The organism is Microbacterium sp. MYb66, assembly GCF_002979435.1.
GTDB lineage: Bacteria > Actinomycetota > Actinomycetes > Actinomycetales > Microbacteriaceae > Microbacterium.
Genome location: NZ_PCOV01000014.1, coordinates 22,902 through 40,262 on the forward strand (window position 1 = coordinate 22,902; position 17,361 = coordinate 40,262).

Below are 17,361 nucleotides of genomic sequence, written 5' to 3' on the forward strand. Positions count from 1 at the left end.
GACTCACGGAGTCGGCGCTCCGCCGAACCCGCTCCCGCCGCGCTGCAGCGTGATCAGCTCGGTGTCGGTGCCGTCCTGGTGCGGCCGCGGATCCACTCCGCCGACCGGGATGCCTCCGCGACCACGCGGTGAGCGTCGGGTGCGGATCTCCAGGTACTTGGCGATGCCGGAGAGGATGAGGCACATGATGATGTAGATGCCGCCGATGACGAAGGCGGACTGCAGCACGGGGCGTCCCTGCTGCGACGTGAGCTGCTTCGCGAAGTAGAGCAGCTCGGGGTAGGTGATGATGAACCCGAGCGCGGTGTCCTTCATCGTCACGACGAGCTGAGCCACGATCACGGGAAGCATCGCACGGATCGCCTGGGGCAGCAGGATGAGCCGCATCACCCCGCTCTTGCGGAGACCGATCGCGTACCCGGCCTCCTTCTGCCCCCGCGGCAGCGACTCGACGCCGGCACGGAGCACCTCGGCCAGGACCGAGCCGTTGTAGACCGTGAGGGCGAGGACGACGGCCCAGTACGGGTCCATCCGCACGCCGACGACGGGGAGGCCGTAGTAGAGCAGCATCATGAAGACGAGCACCGGCACGGCCCGGAAGAACTCGGTGATCACCGTGACGGGGATGCGCACCCATGCGTGCTCCGACATCCGTCCGATCGCGAGCAGGAAGCCGAGCGCGATGCTCAGGACGGCGGCGAGCCCGAAGGCCGCGAGCGTCCTCCCGAGCGCCTCGAAGATCTGCTCCCAGACGGCGCTGAACGTGAAGACGTACCAGCGGGAGGCGTCGAACTGCCCGCTCTCGTAGAAGCGGTAGCCGATGAAGCCGAGCAGGGCGAGCACCACGACGACGGTCGCGACACCGATCAGCCGGTTGCGCAGGATCGCCTTGGGACCCGGGACGTCGTACAGGACGGAAGTCATCGCGCGATCCTCCACTTGTTCTCGAGATAGCGCTGGAGCGAGCTGAGGAGCAGGACGAGCACGACGAAGATCACGGCGACCCAGAGCAGGACGACGAGGGCGTTCTCGCCGCGCTCGCTGAGATACGACCGGACGGCGCCGAGTTCGAGGATCGAGAAGCCGGCCGCGACGGTCGTGTTCTTCAGCAGGGCGATGAACACGCTCATCATCGGCGGCACGACCGAGCGGAACGCCTGCGGGAGCACGACCAGGGTCATCACCTGCCCGAACGGGAGTCCGATCGCTCTGGCGGCCTCCGCCTGTCCGACGGGGACGGTGTTGATCCCGGCGCGCAGCACCTCCGCGACGTAGGTCGCGGTGTAGATGCCGATCGCGAGGATGCCGAGCACCGTGGTGCTGAGCTTCGGCAGCCCGAGCTGCGGGTAGCCGAAGATGAAGAAGAAGAAGACGAGGGTCAGTGGGGTGTTGCGGATGAGGTTCACGTACACCGTGCCGACACCGCGGGCGATCGGCACCGGTGAGACGCGTGCAGCGCCCACGATGATGCCGAGGATCAGCGCGAGCACGCCGCCCCCGAAGAAGATCATCAGCGTGTTGCTGAGTGCTCTGCCCCAGAGGTCGAGGTTTCCGAAGATGACGTCCACGCCACCCTCCCCTTCAGGATTCGGAGAGGGGGCGGCCGTGCAGCCGCCCCCTCTGGTCGATCAGTCGACGGCCGGCTGAGTGACTTCGATGCCGGACGATCCGAGGTTCTTGTCGAAGATCGCCTGCCAGATGTCGCCACCGTCGGTGAACAGCGTGTTGATGTGCTCCTGGAGGGCCGCGTCATCCTTCGCGAGGCCGACCCCGTAGCGCTCCTCGGTGAACGGCTCGCCGACGACCTTCAGGTTGTCCGGGTCCTGTGCCGCGTAGCCGATGAGGATCGCCTGGTCGGTCGTGACCGCCTGGACCTCGCCGGAGAGCAGCGCCTCGACGCATGCCGAGTACAGGTCGAACTCCTTGGTCGGGACATCCGGGAAGTTGTCGCGGATGTTCTGGATCGGGGTCGAACCGGTCGCCGAGCACACGGTGGTGTCGGCCGTCAGGTCGTCCTCGCTCTTGATGTCCTCGTTGTCGGCCGCGACCAGCAGTCCCTGACCCGTGATGAAGTACGGGCCGGCGAAGGCGATCTGCTCCTTGCGCTTGTCGGTGATCGAGTAGGTGCCGACGTAGTAGTCGACGTCGCCGTTCACGATGGCCTGCTCGCGGTTGGCGGAGGCGATCGGCTTGAACTCGATCTTGTCCTCGTCGTAGCCGAGCGAGGCGGCGATCCAGCGGGCGATGTCGATGTCGAACCCGGTGCGCTCGTCGGTGGTCACGTCGAGGTAGCCGAGACCGGGCTGGTCCTCCTTGACGCCGATGACGACCTTGTCGCGCTCCGTGATGGCATCGAACGTCGGGCTGCCCTCGAGCTGGACGTCCGTGGCGACCTCGAACCAGGTGCTGTCCTCGCCGGCGTCACCACCGTCGGTGCTGCCGGGGTTCGACGGGCTGCCGCTGTTGCAGGCCGTGAGCGCCAGCAGGGCTGTCGCCGCGATTCCGATGCCTGCCAGTGTCCGTGTGCGTCGCATGTGCGTCTCCTTCGTGTGCTGTGGGTGCAGGGTCTTGGGGTCGGGTGTCGGGGTCAGTGCGTCAAGAGCTTCGAGAGGAAGTCCTTGGCGCGGTCGCTCTTCGGGTGCGTGAAGAACTCCTCGGGAGTCGCCTCCTCCACGATCCGGCCGTCGGCCATGAACACCACGCGGTCTGCGGCCTTCCGCGCGAAGCCCATCTCGTGAGTGACGACGATCATCGTCATGCCCTCCTGGGCGAGACCGACCATGACGTCGAGGACCTCGTTGATCATCTCCGGGTCGAGCGCACTGGTCGGCTCGTCGAAGAGCATCACCTTCGGCTGCATTGCGAGAGCGCGGGCGATGGCGACGCGCTGCTGCTGGCCCCCGGAGAGCTGCGCGGGAAGCTTCGATGCCTGCTGCGCCACGCCGACGCGCTCGAGAAGGGTCATCGCCTCCTTCTCGGCATCCGCCTTCTTCATGCCGCGGACCTTGATCGGGCCGAGAGTGATGTTCTCGAGGATCGTGAGGTGGGCGAAGAGGTTGAACGACTGGAACACCATGCCCACGTCGGCACGCAGGTGCGCGAGCCCCTTGCCCTCGGCGGGGAGGGCCTTGCCGTCGATGCTGATGTTGCCGCTCGTGATCGTCTCCAGGCGGTTGATCGTGCGGCACAGCGTCGACTTGCCCGAGCCGGACGGGCCGATCACCACGACGACCTCTCCGGCGTTCACGGTCAGGTCGATATCGGTGAGCGCTTGGAAGTCGCCGTAGTGCTTCTGAACGTTCTCGACCACGACGAGGGGTGTAGCAGAGGTCATCATTTCTCCAAACTAGCCACGTCGTACCCCGTGCTCCAGGGACCTCGGTGAGATTTACACGTTCGTAATCACCTGATCACGGCACCGATGCTCCTTCGCATGGGTGCCCCACGGCCCGCCCCCGCGGGCCGTGGGATCGTCCTGCTGCTGCACTCCCCAACGACAGCGGAGCAGCGGGCCTCCGATCGTGCGCGATCGAGATCACACTGGCAGAGCGCCGAGGCGGTGTCAGACTTCTTGAGGATTTCTTGAGAAGCAGCAGCGGCCTTCCCGAGCACCGGCACGCCGGCTCACCTCAGCCGCGCAGATCCCGGTAATAGTCGGCCGCTCCCGGATGCAGCGGGACCGGACCGGTGAAGATCGCGGAGCGGCGATCCAGCAGCGCCGCCGCGGGGACGGCGGCCGCGATCCGCAACCGCGCATCGAACAGCCCCGCCAGGATGTCGCGCGCGACGCCGTCTGGAGTGGAAGATGCCGTGACGAGATAGTTCGGCACGGCCATCGTCGACGCCGACGTCGCGAGTCCGTAGGTGCCCGCGGGCACGTCGGCGGGGCGATAGGCATGCGAGTAGTGGTCGTTGACGTCGTTCACCCAGTCCTGCTCGATCGGAAGCAGGCGCACCGGTGTCTTCTCCGCGAGCTCGGCGATCCCCGGAGTGGGCAGTCCTCCGACCCAGAAGAAGCCGTCGATCTCGCCGCGCTCCATCGCCTGGATGGATGCGCTGAGATCGAGCTGCGGATTCCGCACGGACGCGTCGTCGACGCCCGCGGCATCCAGAACCCGTGTCGCGATGACGGTGACGCCGGAGTTCTCGGCACCGAGTGAGATGGTCCTCCCCGCCAGGTCGGGGATGTCCTCGATCTCCGAATCGCCGCGCACCACCACCTGCACGTACTCGTCGTAGAGGCGAGCGAGGGCCCGCACGTCCAGCGGTTCGTCGAAGGCACCCGTTCCCGAGACGGCATCCGCCGCGGCATCTCCCTGAGCGAAGCCGATCAGCGCATCGCCCGACTCGACCCGCAACAGGTTGTCGACGGAGCCTGCCGTCTCCTCGACGGCCATCGTGATGTCCAGCGAGTCGGAGAGCTCCTCGGCGAGGCGGCTCCCGTACTCGAAGTACACGCCGGTCGGCCCGCCTCCCGCGATCACGTACGCGTCATCCGTCCATTCGCTCGCGCGCTGACCGCACGCGGTCAGCGCGCACAGGACGGCGAGCGCGACGAACCCCGCCGCAGCGCGGCGTACCGCCACGATCATCGGGGCGTCCCGTCACGGAAGAGCAACTCGACCGCGAGGCCGCCGCCTTCGGCCGAAGCCACGGTCAACTCGCCACCGACCGTCGCGAGCAGGTCGGTCGCGATCGCGAGGCCGAGCCCGGAGCCGGGCACGTCTCCGCTGTCCGCGCTCCGCCAGAACCGATCCGTGGCCGCCGCTGCCTGCTCCTCGGTCAGGCCGGGCCCATGATCACGCACCGTGATGCGACAGACCTCTCCCGCGCGTCGCGCACCGACATCGATCCGTGCACCCTCCGGCGAGAACTTGACGGCGTTGTCGATCACGGCGTCCAACGCGCTCTCGACGATCGTCCGATCGGTGACGCTCATGACCGAGGACTCCCCCGTCGATCGCAACGCCACTCCCCGCTGTGCGGCCACATCGCGCCAGGCGTCGAGTCGACGCGCGGCGAGGGTCGCGAGGTCCACCGCGGAGATCGTGGAATCCCCTCGTCCCCCGCGGGCGAGTCCGAGCAGGGTCTCCAGGATCCGCGTCATCCGGCGCCCCTCCTCCCTCGTCTCCTCGACGTCGTCCCGCCACTCCTGCCCGAGCCCCGTCGCCAGATGCTCGACACGCAGAAGCAACGCGTTCAGCGGATTCCGCAGCTCGTGCGAGGCGTTCAGCGCGAACTCCTGCTGCCGCGTCATGACTCGCTCGATCTCGTCCGCCATCCCGTTGAACACCCGCGCCATCCGGCGCAGCTCCGGCGGCCCGGCATCTTCCGCGACCCTCGCATCCATCTCACCGCGCTCGATCGCCACCATGGCCTCGTCGAGACGCCTCACCGGGGAGAGCACCCAGCGAGCCAGCCGGAAGACGAGCAGCACGCCGAGCGCGATCAGCACCACGGCGATGGCGGAGAGGAGCAGGATCTGCTGCAGGATAGCGGTGCGCGGCGCCTCGACATCCGCGGACACCAACACCGCCCCGATGACGTCGCCGTCGTCGAAGACCGGTTCGGCCAGCGCGGCATCCGCCAGGGTCCAGGGGAACACGCCCGCAGGCTGCTCGGCCCTGCGACCGGAGAGGGCCAGACGCACCCTCTCGGCATCCTCCTCCGCGAGCACCGCCGAACCGTGGTCACCCGCTGCCCAGACGCTTCCGGCGAGGTCGAACACCGTGACCTCGATGCCGTAGACGTCCTGGAAGCGCATCACCTCGGCATCGATCACCGCCGGGCTCCCGGAGCGCAGCGCCTGTCGCGCACTGGTCACGAAATAACCGAGGTCTCCGAGCTGCTGGGTGTAGAACGCCTGCTGCACGCTGCGTGCCGCGCTCCATCCGGCCGCTCCGCCGAGCGACAGGAGGATCGCGATGAGCGGCACGAGGAACACCACGATCAGACGCCTGCGCATGGATCAGGCCCCCGCGAGGCGATAGCCGACGCCGCGGACGGTCTCGATGAACCTTCGATCGCTCGTCTTCTTGCGGATCGCTCCGACATGGACCTCCAGCGAGTGCCCGAAACCTCGCCAATCCGTGTTCCACACCTCGCGGATGAGCCGCTCCTTCGGCACCGCCACTCCCGGATAGCGTGCGAGCACCGCGACGATGTCGAACTCCTTCCGTGTGAGCTCGATCGGCACGCCGTCCACGAGCACCTGACGCGTGACGAGATCGATCCGCACGTCGCCGCCCCGCAGACGCACCTCGGCGTCGGACTCGGGGACGATCGGGCGGGAACGCCTCGTGACCGCCTCGATCCGCGCCAGAAGCTCATGCACGTCGTAGGGCTTCACGACGAAGTCGTCGGCCCCGGCCCGCAGGCCCTTGATCCGCTCCGCCACCTGATTCCGTGCTGTCACGATCACGATCGGGACCTCCGAGCGGCCCCGGATGCGACGGCACAGGTCGATGCCGTCGATGTCGGGCAGCCCGAGGTCGAGGAGGACGACCTCGGTGTCGGCACCCAGAAGCTCGAGGGCGGCGGTCCCGTCGCCAGCGCGCACGGTCGCATAACCCGAACGAGCGAGGAAGGCGTCGAGGGCGGCAGCGACCCGCTCGTCGTCTTCGACGATCAGAATCCTCATCGACTCCGCTTCCGTATCCGTCGTCGCGCAGCGTCTCAGCCGAGCGACGCAGCCCGCTGCGCGAACGCGCTCTCATAGAGGCACACGCTGGCGGCGGTCGCCAGGTTCAACGACTCGGCTCGGCCGAAGATCGGCAACCGCAGCACCCGGTCGGCCATCTCGAGTGCTTCGTCCTCGAGGCCGCGAGCCTCGTTCCCGAAGAGCCAGCCGGTCGGTTCGGCGAGCACGCCCTCCGCACGGGCCTGCAGCAGATCATCACCCTTCACATCCGCCGCAAGGATGCGCAGCCCTGCGGCATGGGCGCGTGTGACGACCTCGGCGAGGTCTCCCCCGACGGAGACCGGAAGGTGGAACAGCGAACCCGTCGTAGCGCGAACGACCTTCGGATTGTACGGGTCGACCGTGCGGCCGGTCAGGACGACGGCATCCGCGCCCGCCGCATCGGCCGCCCGGATGATCGTGCCGAGATTGCCCGGATCACGCACCTCCTCGCAGATCGCCACGAGACGCGGCGACGCGTCGAAGATGTCACGCACCGACGTCGGCGTCTGCTGGACGACGGCGACCAGACCCTGCGGCGTGACGGTGTCGGCCATCGCGTTCAGCACGTACTCGGTCACGTACTCGACGTCGATATCGGCGTCCGCCGCCTTCGCCCGGATGTCAGGGTGCTTCTCCCAGCCGGTGGGCGTGGCGAACAGCTCGACGATGGCCTCCGGTCGGTAGGTGAGCGCCTCACGAACCGACTGCGGACCCTCGAGAAGGAAGAGGCCCGTCTCGGTTCGCGCACTGCGCTTGGTCAGTTTCGCGACGGCACGGACTCGGGGCGAACGGGGGTTCTCCAGCACGATCACAGTCTAGGGTCCCGTCGGCCACCGAAAACGCGAAACGGGCGTCTTCCCGAAGGAAGACGCCCGTTTGGAAGCGAGATGCTTACGCAGCCGACTTCGGCGCGTTGACGTCGGAGGGCAGAGCCTTCTTCGCCGTCTCGACCAGCGTCGTGAACGTCGCCGCGTCGTTGACCGCGAGGTCGGCGAGCATACGACGGTCGACCGTGACACCCGCGAGGCCGAGGCCCTGGATGAGACGGTTGTACGTCATGCCGTTCTGGCGAGCCGCAGCGTTGATGCGCTGGATCCAGAGGCGACGGAAGTCACCCTTGCGCTTGCGACGGTCGCGGTACGAGTAGACCAGCGAGTGGATGACCTGCTCTTTGGCCTTGCGGTAGAGGCGCGAACGCTGACCGCGGTAACCCTTTGCGCGCTCGAGGATGACCCGGCGCTTCTTGTGGGCGTTTACTGCCCGCTTGACTCTTGCCATTTTCCTGTGTTCCTATTCGTGCGTTCGGGCGCGCGTCAGCGGCCGAGAAGCTTCTTCGCGACCTTGGTGTCAGCCTTCGAGAGCACCTGGTCCTGGTTCAGACGACGGGTGCGACGGCTCGACTTGTGCTCGAGGTTGTGGCGCATCCCGGCCTGCTGCTTCTTCAGCTTGCCGCTGCCGGTGATCTTGAAGCGCTTCTTAGCACCCGAGTGGGTCTTCTGCTTCGGCATCTTCTCTTCCTTCGTATGGCGCCTTCTCAGGCGACGGTGTCAACCCGCGGTGCGGGAGTTCTGGGGCGGGAATTACTCCGCCGGAGCCTCGGCCGGAACGTCCGCATCGCTCTTCGCTTCGCGGGCGGCCTGCTTGTTCGCGGCGCGCTGTGCGTCGCGAACGGCGTTCTGCTCCTGCTTCGCCTCGGACTTGCTCTTGAGCGGGGCAACGATCATGACCATGTTGCGACCGTCGATGGTCGGGTTCGACTCGACGGTTCCGAGCTCGGCCACGTCCTCTGCGAACTTGCGCAGCAGACGCACACCCTGCTCGGGGCGCGACTGCTCGCGACCGCGGAACAGGATCATGGCCTTGACCTTGTCGCCTGCCTTGAGGAAACCCTCGGCGCGCTTGAGCTTGGTCGTGTAGTCGTGCGCCTCGATCTTCAGACGGAAGCGGACTTCCTTGAGGATCGTGTTCGCCTGGTTGCGGCGAGCTTCCTTGTCCTTCTGGGCGGCCTCGTACTTGAACTTGCCGTAGTCCATGATCTTGACGACGGGCGGCTTCGAGTTGGGGGCGACCTCGACGAGGTCGAGATCGGCTTCCTGCGCGAGGCGCAGCGCTGCTTCGATGCGGACGACGCCGATCTGCTCACCCGCGGGGCCGACGAGGCGGACCTCGGGGACGCGGATGCGCTCATTGGTACGGGGATCGCTGATGCGGAGCTCCTTAGACGATGTGATTCGGCCACCGGGATGCTCTCTGCATCACGGGCGAATTCGGAATCGTCCCACCCACCGGCATTCAGACGCCGGCTCCGCACCCAGTCTGCCGGGGTCCGCTTTACGGACGGAGCCGGTGGAGTGCAAGACCCGGTAGCCTTGAACGGCAAGCGCGGGTGGGAAGTGAATCCTCTTTCGATCCGGAGCATGACGCTCCGAAGCCCGCCAAAGTCTAACAGAAAGCAAGGCGAAGTGACGAACCAGGCATCGGACGAGGCTGCACGAGAGCGCGAAGAGCGCTGGGCGCGTCAGGAGGAGGCCGCGTCGTCGGCCACCCGAGACATCGCCGACGTCCCCGCTGTCGAGGTGATCACCACCGCGGCCGTACACCTGATGAGCGCGGCGGCCGTCAAGCTCGGGCTTGCGGACGACCCCGACGCGTCGGCCCAGCTCGACCTCGACGAGGCACGCAAGCTCATCAACGCCCTCGCCGGACTCATCACCGCCGGCGCCCCCGAGATCAGCGACATGCACGCGCGCTCGCTGCGCGACGGGCTCCGCTCGCTGCAGCTCGCGTTCCGCGAGGCATCCTCGATCCCCGACCCGATCGGCAAGGGGCCGGGTGAGAAGTGGACGGGGCCGGTCAACTAAGACTGTCGTCGCCACGTACATGTCGGCGATGAAGCGCGCTCAGACGCTGCGGCGGAGCTTCACCGTGAGCGAATCCGCCAGTACGGCGATACGGTCGTCCGATGCCCAGCGCTGAGCCAGACGTGAGAGCACCGCATCGAGCACCTCGCGCTCGAGGCCGTCGACGAGTTCGAGGATCACGATCAGCTCCGGACCACGCAGGCGGGCATCCGGGTCGCCGGACGCTACAGCCACGTCGATCACGGCGAGCTCGTGCGCGACGCTCTCCTGGAGCGCGGTGTAGACCTCGACGGAGAGGAAGCTCGGCTCCCAGGCATGCTCCTGAGCGATGGCCCACACCGCGGGTCGACGGATGACGAACTCCGTCTCGGAGGTCGGATCCAGCACGATGAGGTCGGTGTCTTCGGCCGACGCCGCCAGAGCGGCCCGGAGTGCCTCCACGGGGATCGGACGCGCGGTGGGATCCCATTTCTGCATCGCCTCGACCGAGGAGAACACCGGCTGCACGCGCCGACCGTCCGGAGCGGCCACCGTCACGATCGACAGCTCCTGCGTCTTGTCCACGGCGAGCCCGCTCGGCGCGACGCCCTCCTCGCCCTTCTCAGCGATGAGCGGGATCAGCACGCGCGCAGCTCGGAACGCATCCACGACCTCGGCCTGACTTCCCTCGCCCGCGCGGAAGCGATGCAGGGCCGCGAGCAGGGCAGGGTCGGCAGAGCCGTCGTCCGACGCATGGGGGTTCGCCTCGAAGCTGCGTCCCTCCCACGGGACCCCGGCTGAATCGCCACGATCGTGCGATTCAGGCCCGCAGGCGTGCGCGTCAGTCTCCTGCGACATCCAGTGCCTCAGCCAGCGTGAACGCACCGGCATAGAGCGCCTTGCCGACGATCGCGCCCTCGACGCCCAGCGGCACGAGCTCGCGGAGTGCGGCGATGTCATCGAGGTTCGAGATCCCCCCGGACGCGACGACCGGCTTCGGCGTGCGCGAAGTCACCTCGCGCAGCAGCTCGAGGTTCGGACCGCGGAGCGTGCCGTCCTTCGTCACGTCCGTGACGACGTAGCGGCTACACCCCGCATCCTCGAGACGCTCGAGGACCTCCCAGAGGTCTCCACCCTCCTTGGTCCAACCGCGAGCGGCGAGGGTCGTGCCTCGCACGTCGAGGCCGACCGCGATCGCCTCGCCGTAACGGCCGATCACGTCGGCGGCCCACTCGGGGTTCTCCAGCGCGGCCGTGCCCAGGTTGATGCGCGTCGCGCCGCTCTCCAGCGCAGCCTCCAGGGTCGCGTCATCACGGATACCGCCGGACAGCTCGATGTTCACACCCTTGAACTGCTTGATGACCTTGCGCAGGATCGGCGCGTTGCTGCCGCGACCGAAGGCGGCGTCGAGGTCGACGAGGTGAATCCACTTCGCTCCCTGCGCGGCCCATTCTCCTGCGGCATCCAGCGGGTCGCCGTAGCTCGTCTCTGTTCCCGCCTCACCCTGGGTCAGGCGGACGGCCTTGCCCCCGGCGACGTCGACCGCGGGAAGGAGCGTGAGCGAGGGAGACTGCGCGAAGTCGTTCATGGGTTCCTTGGATCGGGAAGCTCTGCGGCCCGGAGCGGGCACGAGAACCGAGGGTAGTCCGCCGACGGGCGGCTGACAAAACGGGTGCTGCGGGTCACAGACTCCCGACCCAGTTGCGCAGCAGCTGGATGCCTGCATCCCCCGACTTCTCCGGGTGGAACTGGGTCGCGGACAAGGGGCCGTTCTCGACCGCGGCGAGGAACGGATCGCCGTACGTGGTCCAGGTCAGCACGGGCTCCGGGAACGGTGGGATGACGTCGAGTTCCCAGGACTGTGCGGCGTAGGAGTGCACGAAGTAGAAGCGCTCCTCCTCGATGCCTCGGAAGAGGATGCTGTCCACGCCCGGCTCTACGGTGTTCCACCCCATGTGCGGGAGCACGGGAGCGTTGAGCTCGGTGACCGCTCCGGGCCATTCGCCGAGACCAGCGGTGTCATGCCCGCGCTCCACACCGTGCTCGAACAGCACCTGCATGCCCACGCAGATTCCCAGAACAGGTCGTCCACCGGCGAGGCGACGATCGATGATCTCGTCGCCTCCGTGGGCGTGAAGTGCGTCGCGCACTGCTTGGAACGCCCCGACACCGGGAACGACCAGCCCATCCGCTTCGAGCGCGGTGGTGCGATCTCGCGTGAGGACGGCGTCGGCTCCGGCCGCGACGAGCGCCTTGACCGCAGAGTGGACGTTCCCCGACTCGTAGTCGAAGACCGCGATACGCGGAGTCCTGCTCACAGTGCGCCCTTGGTGGAGGGGATCCCGTCGACGAGCGGATCCAGCGCCTTCGCCTGACGGAACGCCCGGGCGAATGCCTTGTACTCCGCCTCGGCGATGTGGTGCGGGTCACGTCCGCCGAGCACACGCACGTGCACGGTCAGCGCGGCGTTGAAAGTGATCGCCTCGAAGGAGTGCCGCACCAGGGAACCGGTGAAGTGCCCTCCGATGAGGTGGTGCTCGAAACCGGCCGGCTCTCCCTCGTGCACGAGGTAAGGACGGCCGGAGATGTCGACGACCGCCTGGGCGAGAGCCTCATCGAGCGGCACGAGGGCGTCGCCGTAGCGCGAGATGCCCGACTTCTCCCCCAGTGCTTCCAGGATCGCCTGACCGAGCACGATCGATACGTCTTCGACGGTGTGGTGCGCGTCGATGTTCGTATCACCGGAAGCGCGCACCGTCAGGTCGGTCAGCGAGTGCTTCGCGAACGCGGTGAGCATGTGATCGAAGAACGGCACCGAGGTGTCGATGCGGCTGGCACCGGTGCCGTCGAGGTTCAACTCGAGTTCCACGGTGGACTCCGACGTGCTGCGGACGCGGCTCGCGGTGCGCGGGGTCGGTGCAGGGGTGCTCATGAACCCGATCCTATCGAGGCCAGGGCGTCGAGGAATGCGGTGGTCTCGGCCTCGGTGCCCGCGCTCACCCTGAGGTGGCCGGGGATGCCGACATCACGCACCAGCACGCCGCGATCGTACAGCTGCTGCCAAGTCGCACGGGGATCGGCCACACCGCCGAACAGGACGAAGTTCGACCACGATTCATGCGGCGCGTAGCCGAGTGCTTCGAGTGTCGCGGTGATGCGGTCCCGCTGCTCGACGATCTCCTCGACCATGCCGAGCATCACGTCCGCGTTGCGCAGCGCGGCAACGGCCGCCGCCTGCGTGAGAGCGCTCAGGTGGTAGGGCAGACGCACCAGACGAAGCGCGTCGATGAACGTCGGATCGGCTGCGAGGTAGCCGATGCGGGCGCCCGCGAAAGCGAATGCCTTGCTCATCGTGCGGGATACCGCGAGTCGGGGGCGCCCCTCCAGCAGCGTCAGAGCCGACGGCGCCTCCCGCGGAGCGAACTCCTGGTAGGCCTCGTCGACGATCACGATACCTCGCGCCGCCTCATAGACGGCCTCGACGACGTCGAGGCCGAGCGGCGTGCCCGTCGGGTTGTTGGGCGAGCACAGGATGACGACGTCGGGGTCGGCATCCCGCACCTGCTCCGCCGCTTCCTCGGGGGTGATCGTGTAGTCCGGCTGCCGGGTCCCGGCGATCCACCGGGCGCCTGTGCCCTGCGCGATCAGCGGGTACATCGAGTACGTCGGCGCGAAACCGAACGCAGTGCGCCCCGGCCCGCCGAAGGCCTGCAGGATGTGCTGGAGCACCTCGTTCGACCCGTTACCCGCCCAGATCTGCTCCGGTACGAGACCGTGCCCCAGGTACTCCGCGAACGACTCGCGCAGCGTCGTGAACTCCCGATCGGGGTAGCGGTTGACGTCGCGGATCGCCACCGCGATGTCGTCGAGGATGTCGCTCGCGACCGCGTCCGGAATCGGATGCGTGTTCTCGTTCACGTTGAGCGCGATCGGAAGCGGCGCCTGCGGAGCACCGTACGGAGTAAGTCCGCGCAGATCGTCACGAAGCGGGAGATCGTTGAGGGAGAGGGTCACCCTTCCCATGTTAAGCCGAGCGCCGATGAGATGACGCAACGTCGCTGCCGCGCGATCAGCTGGTGTACTGCGCGGGGATCGCGAGCTTCTGGCCGATCTGGAGCTCGCCGCCACGAAGCAGGTTCATCCGGCTGATCTCGCCGATGACCTCACGCGGATCGGCATCGGGCGCGACCTCGGTCGCGATCGACCAGAGCGTCTCTCCCGGCATGACGGTGACGGTCTCGACACTCACCACAGCCGCGTCTTCACCGGAGGCGACGGCACTGCCTCCGCTGATCGCGGCGAACGCGATGCCGACCGCGAGCGGCACCGAGGCGAAGGCGAGCAGCACACCGCGTCCACGCGCCGTCAACCGGAGCCGCGTCGCCGGACGGGCCGACGTCGGGATGACCGCTGCGGTGCTGAAGCTGATGCTGCTCATGTCGTGCTCCTTAGCCTGTCCCGGAGCCCTGAGGCGGCCGGGGAAGTTGGCGTAGCGTTCGCATTCGCGTCTCGGCCGGGAGCCGTGAATGCGAAGCTACGTACCGAAGATATCTTCGAGTTCGAACATCTGTCAAGTATTCTTCGAAACCACACCGGGAAATCAGCCGACACGCTCGAACAGATCTTCCAGATCGGACCGATTCTCGGATACGGTTTCGATAAGGACACCCCACCACGGGCCTCCGACATTCGAAGAAGGACGTCGGATCACGCACTTAAGGAGCACCATGAGCGAGAACTCTGCCCCCGAGTCGGAGGTACCGCGCACGCGTCGCCGCAAGAGCCTCAGCCCCAAGCAGATGGCGATCCTCGAGGTCATCCAGAACTCCATCGCGCACCACGGCTACCCGCCGAGCATGCGGGAGATCGGCGACGCCGTCGGATTGAAGTCGCTCTCCAGCGTGACCCACCAGCTCGGACAGCTCGAGCTCAGCGGATACCTGCGGCGCGACCCCGGTAAGACCAGGGCGATGGAAGTGCTCATCGACCTGCCCGGCACCAGCGCTGAGAATCCTGCAGACGTCGCGACCCCGGTGGGCGACGCCGCTCTCGTCCCCCTCGTCGGGCGCATCGCGGCCGGCGTGCCGATCACCGCGGATCAGCAGGTCGAGGAGATCTTCCCTCTGCCCCGCCAGCTGGTGGGCAAGGGCGACCTGTTCATGCTCAAGGTCTCCGGCGAGTCGATGATCGACGCCGCCATCTGCGACGGCGACTGGGTCGTCGTCCGCTCCCAGAGCAGCGCCGAGAACGGCGAGATCGTCGCAGCGATGCTCGACGGTGAGGCCACGGTCAAGGTGTTGCGGCGCCGCGACGGCCACACCTGGCTGCTTCCCCGCAACTCGGCGTTCGAGCCCATCCTGGGTGACGAAGCCGTGGTGCTCGGCAAGATCGTGGCGGTACTGCGCGCGGTCTGACGCACAGCCTGGAACACCGCGGACGGGGTCCGCACACGTGAGCGGGTCGCCCGTAGGCTCGAGGCATGTCCTCTCCGTTCGGTTCCTGGTGTTCGCCCTTCTCCCCTGCCTCGGTCGCCGCATCCTCCCCGCGCATCGACGGCGCGCGGTTCGTCGGCTCCGAGATCTGGTGGGGCGAGTCGGTGCCATCCGAGAAGGGCCGTGTGACGGTGCGGAGTTCTTCCGGTGACGAGTTGCTTCCCGCGCCATGGAGCGCCCGCTCGCGGGTGCATGAGTACGGTGGTGGCGCCTGGACGGCCGACGCACACGGCACTCTCTATTTCGTGGACGCCGCCGATCAGCGGGTCCGCCGGATGGCCGCAGGCTCCGAACCTGTCGTGCTCACCCCGCCAGGCCCGTCCCACGGCGGGTTGCGTGTGCAGGGCGGACGGCTGTTGGCCGTGCGCGAAGACCTCTCGACGACCCCGCACACCCGTTCGATCGTGGAGATCCCGATCGACGGCTCCGCCGCCGACGATGCCTCGGCCATCCGGGTGATCGCGGAGGGAGCGGGATTCTTCGCCCATCCGGCCCTCTCGCCCGACGGAACGCGGGTCGCATGGGTCACCTGGAACAGCGGACGGATGCCCTGGGATGAGGCGCACGTGCAGGTTGCCGAGGTCGATGGCGGGAGCCCGCAGACGATTCCGTCGAGGGCGGCGCTGCAGCCGGAGTGGATCTCCGACTCGGAGATGGTCTTCGCCGACGCCCCCGAGGACCGCTGGGGCCTGTATCGCCTCGCCATCGACGGTGTCGTGCCTGTCCGGGCGCCTGAGCCGATCTCTCCTGCGGACGCCGACACCGGCTACGGGCTCTGGGTGCTCGGCAACCGGTGGTACCGACCTCTCGCCGACGGTCGGATCGTCGCGGTCCGCACGAACGGACGCGATGCCGTCGTCGTCATCGACGCCGACGGCCGAGTGCTCCCGATCGACGTCCCCGGAGACGGACATGTGAGCGTGGACGACGTGGACGGCGCCCGCGTGCTCCTGTCCGGCAACGGCTCGCGCGTGGCCCCCGGGCTCTGGTGCGTCGACGTCGATTCCGGAGAGGTCATCGCGGTGCGCGGCGGGGAGTCCGTGGATCCGGAGTGGATGCCGTCAGCGATGTCGATCGAAGTCGACGGGCCGCACGGCGCTGTGCACGCGTTCGCCTATCCCCCGACGCATCCGGAGACCGCAGGACCCGTCGACGAGCTCCCGCCCTACGTCGTGCTCGTGCACGGCGGGCCCACGGCGCACGTCACGGGGGCGTCCTCCGCATCGATCGCCTTCTACACGAGCCGGGGCATCGGTGTGCTCGATGTGAACTACGGAGGCTCCACCGGCTACGGCCGTGCCTACCGCGAGCGTCTCGACGGCCAGTGGGGCATCGTCGATGTCGACGACGTGATCGCCGCCGCGCGGGGGCTCGCGGGCGCCGGGCTCGCGGATCCCGCTCGTATCGCGATCCGCGGCGGATCAGCCGGCGGGTGGACCGTGCTGTCGGCGCTGGTGCGCGGTGGCGCATTCGCCGCGGGCATCAGCCGGTACGGCGTAGCCGACCTGCGATCCCTCGTCGCCGAGACGCACGACTTCGAGGCCTCGTACATCGACGGACTGGTCGGGCCCCTCCCCGAGTACGAGCACGTCTACGTGGAGCGCTCACCCCTCACGCATGCCGATCGCATCGACGTCCCGGTTCTGCTGCTGCAGGGCGGCGAGGACCGCGTGGTGCCGCCGTCGCAGTCCGAGGCGATCCGCGATGCGCTCGCTGCGCGTGGCGTCGATCACGAATACGTGCTGTACCCGTCGGAGGGCCACGGCTTCCGCAGCGCCGACACGATCATCGACGCGCTCGAGCGGGAGCTGATCTTCCTCGGACGCGTGTTCGGCTTCGAGCCGCGCCTGTGAGGACCGGCGATCACTCCCCGACGCGGTTGCGCAGACGCATCGCGCGATCCGCCTCGCGGGTGTCCTGCCGCTCGCGGAGGGTCTGACGCTTGTCGTACTCGCGCTTTCCCTTGGCGAGTGCGATCTCGATCTTCGCGCGCCCGTCGGAGAAGTAGAGCTTCAGCGGAATCAGGGTGTACCCGCCGGCCGACACCGCGTGCGCGATCTTCGCGATCTCCTCGCGGTGCAGCAGCAGCTTGCGGATGCGCTTCGCGGAGTGGTTCGTCCAGTGCCCCTGCGAGTACTCGGGGATGTGCACGGAGTCGAGGAAGACCTCGTTGCCCTTGACGAACGCGTATCCGTCGCTGAGGTTGGCGCGTCCCTGACGCAGCGACTTGACTTCGGTGCCGGTGAGCACCATCCCCGCCTCGTACGACTTCTCGATCGTGTAGTCGTGACGTGCGCGACGATTGGTCGCGACGACCTTCTCCCCGCGTTCCCTGGGCATGATGCTC

21 protein-coding genes are annotated in these 17,361 nt (G+C 67.7%); 3 read left to right on the top strand and 18 right to left on the bottom strand.

What is annotated here, in order from left to right; genetic code table 11:
• Positions 1-3: 3 nt before the first annotated feature.
• From CQ045_RS17870 to infC, 11 genes are all read right to left on the bottom strand, one after another.
• On the bottom strand, positions 4-924 hold the full coding sequence (locus CQ045_RS17870; protein ID WP_105726287.1) for an amino acid ABC transporter permease: 921 nt from the start codon (positions 922-924) through the stop codon (positions 4-6).
• The gene (locus tag CQ045_RS17875) at positions 921-1,568 is read right to left on the bottom strand and encodes an amino acid ABC transporter permease (protein WP_105726232.1); all 648 of its coding nucleotides are present in this window, start codon (positions 1,566-1,568) and stop codon (positions 921-923) included. Before CQ045_RS17875 ends, CQ045_RS17870 begins: the two co-directional genes overlap by 4 nt.
• 60 nt (positions 1,569-1,628) lie before the next feature.
• On the bottom strand, positions 1,629-2,534 hold the full coding sequence (locus CQ045_RS17880; RefSeq protein WP_105726234.1) for a glutamate ABC transporter substrate-binding protein: 906 nt from the start codon (positions 2,532-2,534) through the stop codon (positions 1,629-1,631).
• A 53-nt stretch (positions 2,535-2,587) separates the two neighbouring features.
• Entirely contained in the window at positions 2,588-3,337 is a 750-nt protein-coding gene (locus tag CQ045_RS17885; RefSeq protein WP_374955035.1) for an amino acid ABC transporter ATP-binding protein, read from the bottom strand.
• Positions 3,338-3,629: 292 nt separating this feature from the next.
• Positions 3,630-4,592 (bottom strand): TAXI family TRAP transporter solute-binding subunit, encoded by a 963-nt coding sequence (locus tag CQ045_RS17890; RefSeq protein WP_105726237.1) that lies wholly within the window; start codon positions 4,590-4,592, stop codon positions 3,630-3,632.
• Complete coding sequence (locus CQ045_RS17895) at positions 4,589-5,965, bottom strand: HAMP domain-containing sensor histidine kinase (protein ID WP_105726239.1); 1,377 nt, start codon at positions 5,963-5,965, stop codon at positions 4,589-4,591. The genes CQ045_RS17890 and CQ045_RS17895 overlap by 4 nt, the downstream gene beginning before the upstream one ends.
• Positions 5,966-5,968: 3 nt before the next feature.
• Positions 5,969-6,640, bottom strand: coding sequence for a response regulator transcription factor (locus tag CQ045_RS17900; RefSeq protein WP_105726241.1), 672 nt, complete (start codon positions 6,638-6,640; stop codon positions 5,969-5,971).
• A gap of 35 nt (positions 6,641-6,675) precedes the next feature.
• A complete protein-coding gene (locus tag CQ045_RS17905) occupies positions 6,676-7,488 on the bottom strand; it encodes an RNA methyltransferase (RefSeq protein ID WP_105726292.1) in 813 nt (270 codons plus the stop codon).
• Positions 7,489-7,573: 85 nt separating this feature from the next.
• Positions 7,574-7,960, bottom strand: coding sequence for a 50S ribosomal protein L20 (rplT, locus tag CQ045_RS17910; protein ID WP_028503579.1), 387 nt, complete (start codon positions 7,958-7,960; stop codon positions 7,574-7,576).
• Between the two features lie 35 nt (positions 7,961-7,995).
• The gene (gene rpmI / locus CQ045_RS17915; RefSeq protein ID WP_017828564.1) at positions 7,996-8,190 is read right to left on the bottom strand and encodes a 50S ribosomal protein L35; all 195 of its coding nucleotides are present in this window, start codon (positions 8,188-8,190) and stop codon (positions 7,996-7,998) included.
• 72 nt (positions 8,191-8,262) lie between these two features.
• Positions 8,263-8,913, bottom strand: coding sequence for a translation initiation factor IF-3 (infC, locus tag CQ045_RS17920; RefSeq protein ID WP_308737025.1), 651 nt, complete (start codon positions 8,911-8,913; stop codon positions 8,263-8,265).
• Between the two features lie 231 nt (positions 8,914-9,144).
• Here infC and CQ045_RS17925 point away from each other — a divergent pair, with 231 nt between their 5' ends.
• Positions 9,145-9,543, top strand: coding sequence for a DUF1844 domain-containing protein (locus tag CQ045_RS17925; RefSeq protein WP_105726245.1), 399 nt, complete (start codon positions 9,145-9,147; stop codon positions 9,541-9,543).
• Between the two features lie 39 nt (positions 9,544-9,582).
• Here CQ045_RS17925 and CQ045_RS17930 read toward each other — a convergent pair whose 3' ends face one another.
• The 6 genes from CQ045_RS17930 to CQ045_RS17955 form a co-directional block, all read right to left on the bottom strand.
• Entirely contained in the window at positions 9,583-10,380 is a 798-nt protein-coding gene (locus CQ045_RS17930; RefSeq protein WP_105726247.1) for an SseB family protein, read from the bottom strand.
• On the bottom strand, positions 10,364-11,110 hold the full coding sequence (priA, locus tag CQ045_RS17935; protein WP_105726249.1) for a bifunctional 1-(5-phosphoribosyl)-5-((5-phosphoribosylamino)methylideneamino)imidazole-4-carboxamide isomerase/phosphoribosylanthranilate isomerase PriA: 747 nt from the start codon (positions 11,108-11,110) through the stop codon (positions 10,364-10,366). Before priA ends, CQ045_RS17930 begins: the two co-directional genes overlap by 17 nt.
• A 94-nt stretch (positions 11,111-11,204) precedes the next feature.
• The gene (hisH, locus tag CQ045_RS17940; protein ID WP_105726251.1) at positions 11,205-11,840 is read right to left on the bottom strand and encodes an imidazole glycerol phosphate synthase subunit HisH; all 636 of its coding nucleotides are present in this window, start codon (positions 11,838-11,840) and stop codon (positions 11,205-11,207) included.
• Positions 11,837-12,454: an imidazoleglycerol-phosphate dehydratase HisB gene (gene hisB, locus CQ045_RS17945; protein ID WP_105726253.1), complete on the bottom strand. Its 618-nt coding sequence runs from the start codon at positions 12,452-12,454 to the stop codon at positions 11,837-11,839. Before hisB ends, hisH begins: the two co-directional genes overlap by 4 nt.
• Positions 12,451-13,536 (bottom strand): histidinol-phosphate transaminase, encoded by a 1,086-nt coding sequence (locus CQ045_RS17950; protein WP_105726255.1) that lies wholly within the window; start codon positions 13,534-13,536, stop codon positions 12,451-12,453. The genes hisB and CQ045_RS17950 overlap by 4 nt, the downstream gene beginning before the upstream one ends.
• Before the next feature lie 55 nt (positions 13,537-13,591).
• A complete protein-coding gene (locus CQ045_RS17955) occupies positions 13,592-13,960 on the bottom strand; it encodes a LysM peptidoglycan-binding domain-containing protein (RefSeq protein WP_105726257.1) in 369 nt (122 codons plus the stop codon).
• A gap of 289 nt (positions 13,961-14,249) precedes the next feature.
• Here CQ045_RS17955 and lexA point away from each other — a divergent pair, with 289 nt between their 5' ends.
• Complete coding sequence (lexA, locus tag CQ045_RS17960; RefSeq protein WP_105726259.1) at positions 14,250-14,936, top strand: transcriptional repressor LexA; 687 nt, start codon at positions 14,250-14,252, stop codon at positions 14,934-14,936.
• A 65-nt stretch (positions 14,937-15,001) separates the two neighbouring features.
• Positions 15,002-16,867 (top strand): prolyl oligopeptidase family serine peptidase, encoded by a 1,866-nt coding sequence (locus CQ045_RS17965; RefSeq protein ID WP_105726261.1) that lies wholly within the window; start codon positions 15,002-15,004, stop codon positions 16,865-16,867.
• A 10-nt stretch (positions 16,868-16,877) separates the two neighbouring features.
• Here the strand turns inward: CQ045_RS17965 and smpB are convergent, their stop codons facing one another.
• On the bottom strand, positions 16,878-17,354 hold the full coding sequence (gene smpB, locus CQ045_RS17970) for an SsrA-binding protein SmpB (RefSeq protein WP_105726263.1): 477 nt from the start codon (positions 17,352-17,354) through the stop codon (positions 16,878-16,880).
• Positions 17,355-17,361: the final 7 nt, after the last annotated feature.

Excerpts from the sequence above, each read along its gene's own strand:
- CQ045_RS17870 (WP_105726287.1), bottom strand. The coding sequence starts at position 924 with ATGACTTCCGTCCTGTACGACGTCCCGGGTCCCAAGGCGATCCTGCGC.
- CQ045_RS17880 (WP_105726234.1), bottom strand. The coding sequence starts at position 2,534 with ATGCGACGCACACGGACACTGGCAGGCATCGGAATCGCGGCGACAGCC.
- CQ045_RS17885 (WP_374955035.1), bottom strand. The coding sequence starts at position 3,337 with ATGATGACCTCTGCTACACCCCTCGTCGTGGTCGAGAACGTTCAGAAG.
- CQ045_RS17890 (WP_105726237.1), bottom strand. The coding sequence starts at position 4,592 with ATGATCGTGGCGGTACGCCGCGCTGCGGCGGGGTTCGTCGCGCTCGCC.
- CQ045_RS17895 (WP_105726239.1), bottom strand. The coding sequence starts at position 5,965 with ATGCGCAGGCGTCTGATCGTGGTGTTCCTCGTGCCGCTCATCGCGATC.
- CQ045_RS17900 (WP_105726241.1), bottom strand. The coding sequence starts at position 6,640 with ATGAGGATTCTGATCGTCGAAGACGACGAGCGGGTCGCTGCCGCCCTC.
- rplT (WP_028503579.1), bottom strand. The coding sequence starts at position 7,960 with ATGGCAAGAGTCAAGCGGGCAGTAAACGCCCACAAGAAGCGCCGGGTC.
- rpmI (WP_017828564.1), bottom strand. The coding sequence starts at position 8,190 with ATGCCGAAGCAGAAGACCCACTCGGGTGCTAAGAAGCGCTTCAAGATC.
- CQ045_RS17930 (WP_105726247.1), bottom strand. The coding sequence starts at position 10,380 with ATGTCGCAGGAGACTGACGCGCACGCCTGCGGGCCTGAATCGCACGAT.
- priA (WP_105726249.1), bottom strand. The coding sequence starts at position 11,110 with ATGAACGACTTCGCGCAGTCTCCCTCGCTCACGCTCCTTCCCGCGGTC.
- hisB (WP_105726253.1), bottom strand. The coding sequence starts at position 12,454 with ATGAGCACCCCTGCACCGACCCCGCGCACCGCGAGCCGCGTCCGCAGC.
- CQ045_RS17955 (WP_105726257.1), bottom strand. The coding sequence starts at position 13,960 with ATGAGCAGCATCAGCTTCAGCACCGCAGCGGTCATCCCGACGTCGGCC.
- lexA (WP_105726259.1), top strand. The coding sequence starts at position 14,250 with ATGAGCGAGAACTCTGCCCCCGAGTCGGAGGTACCGCGCACGCGTCGC.
- CQ045_RS17965 (WP_105726261.1), top strand. The coding sequence starts at position 15,002 with ATGTCCTCTCCGTTCGGTTCCTGGTGTTCGCCCTTCTCCCCTGCCTCG.
- smpB (WP_105726263.1), bottom strand. The coding sequence starts at position 17,354 with ATGCCCAGGGAACGCGGGGAGAAGGTCGTCGCGACCAATCGTCGCGCA.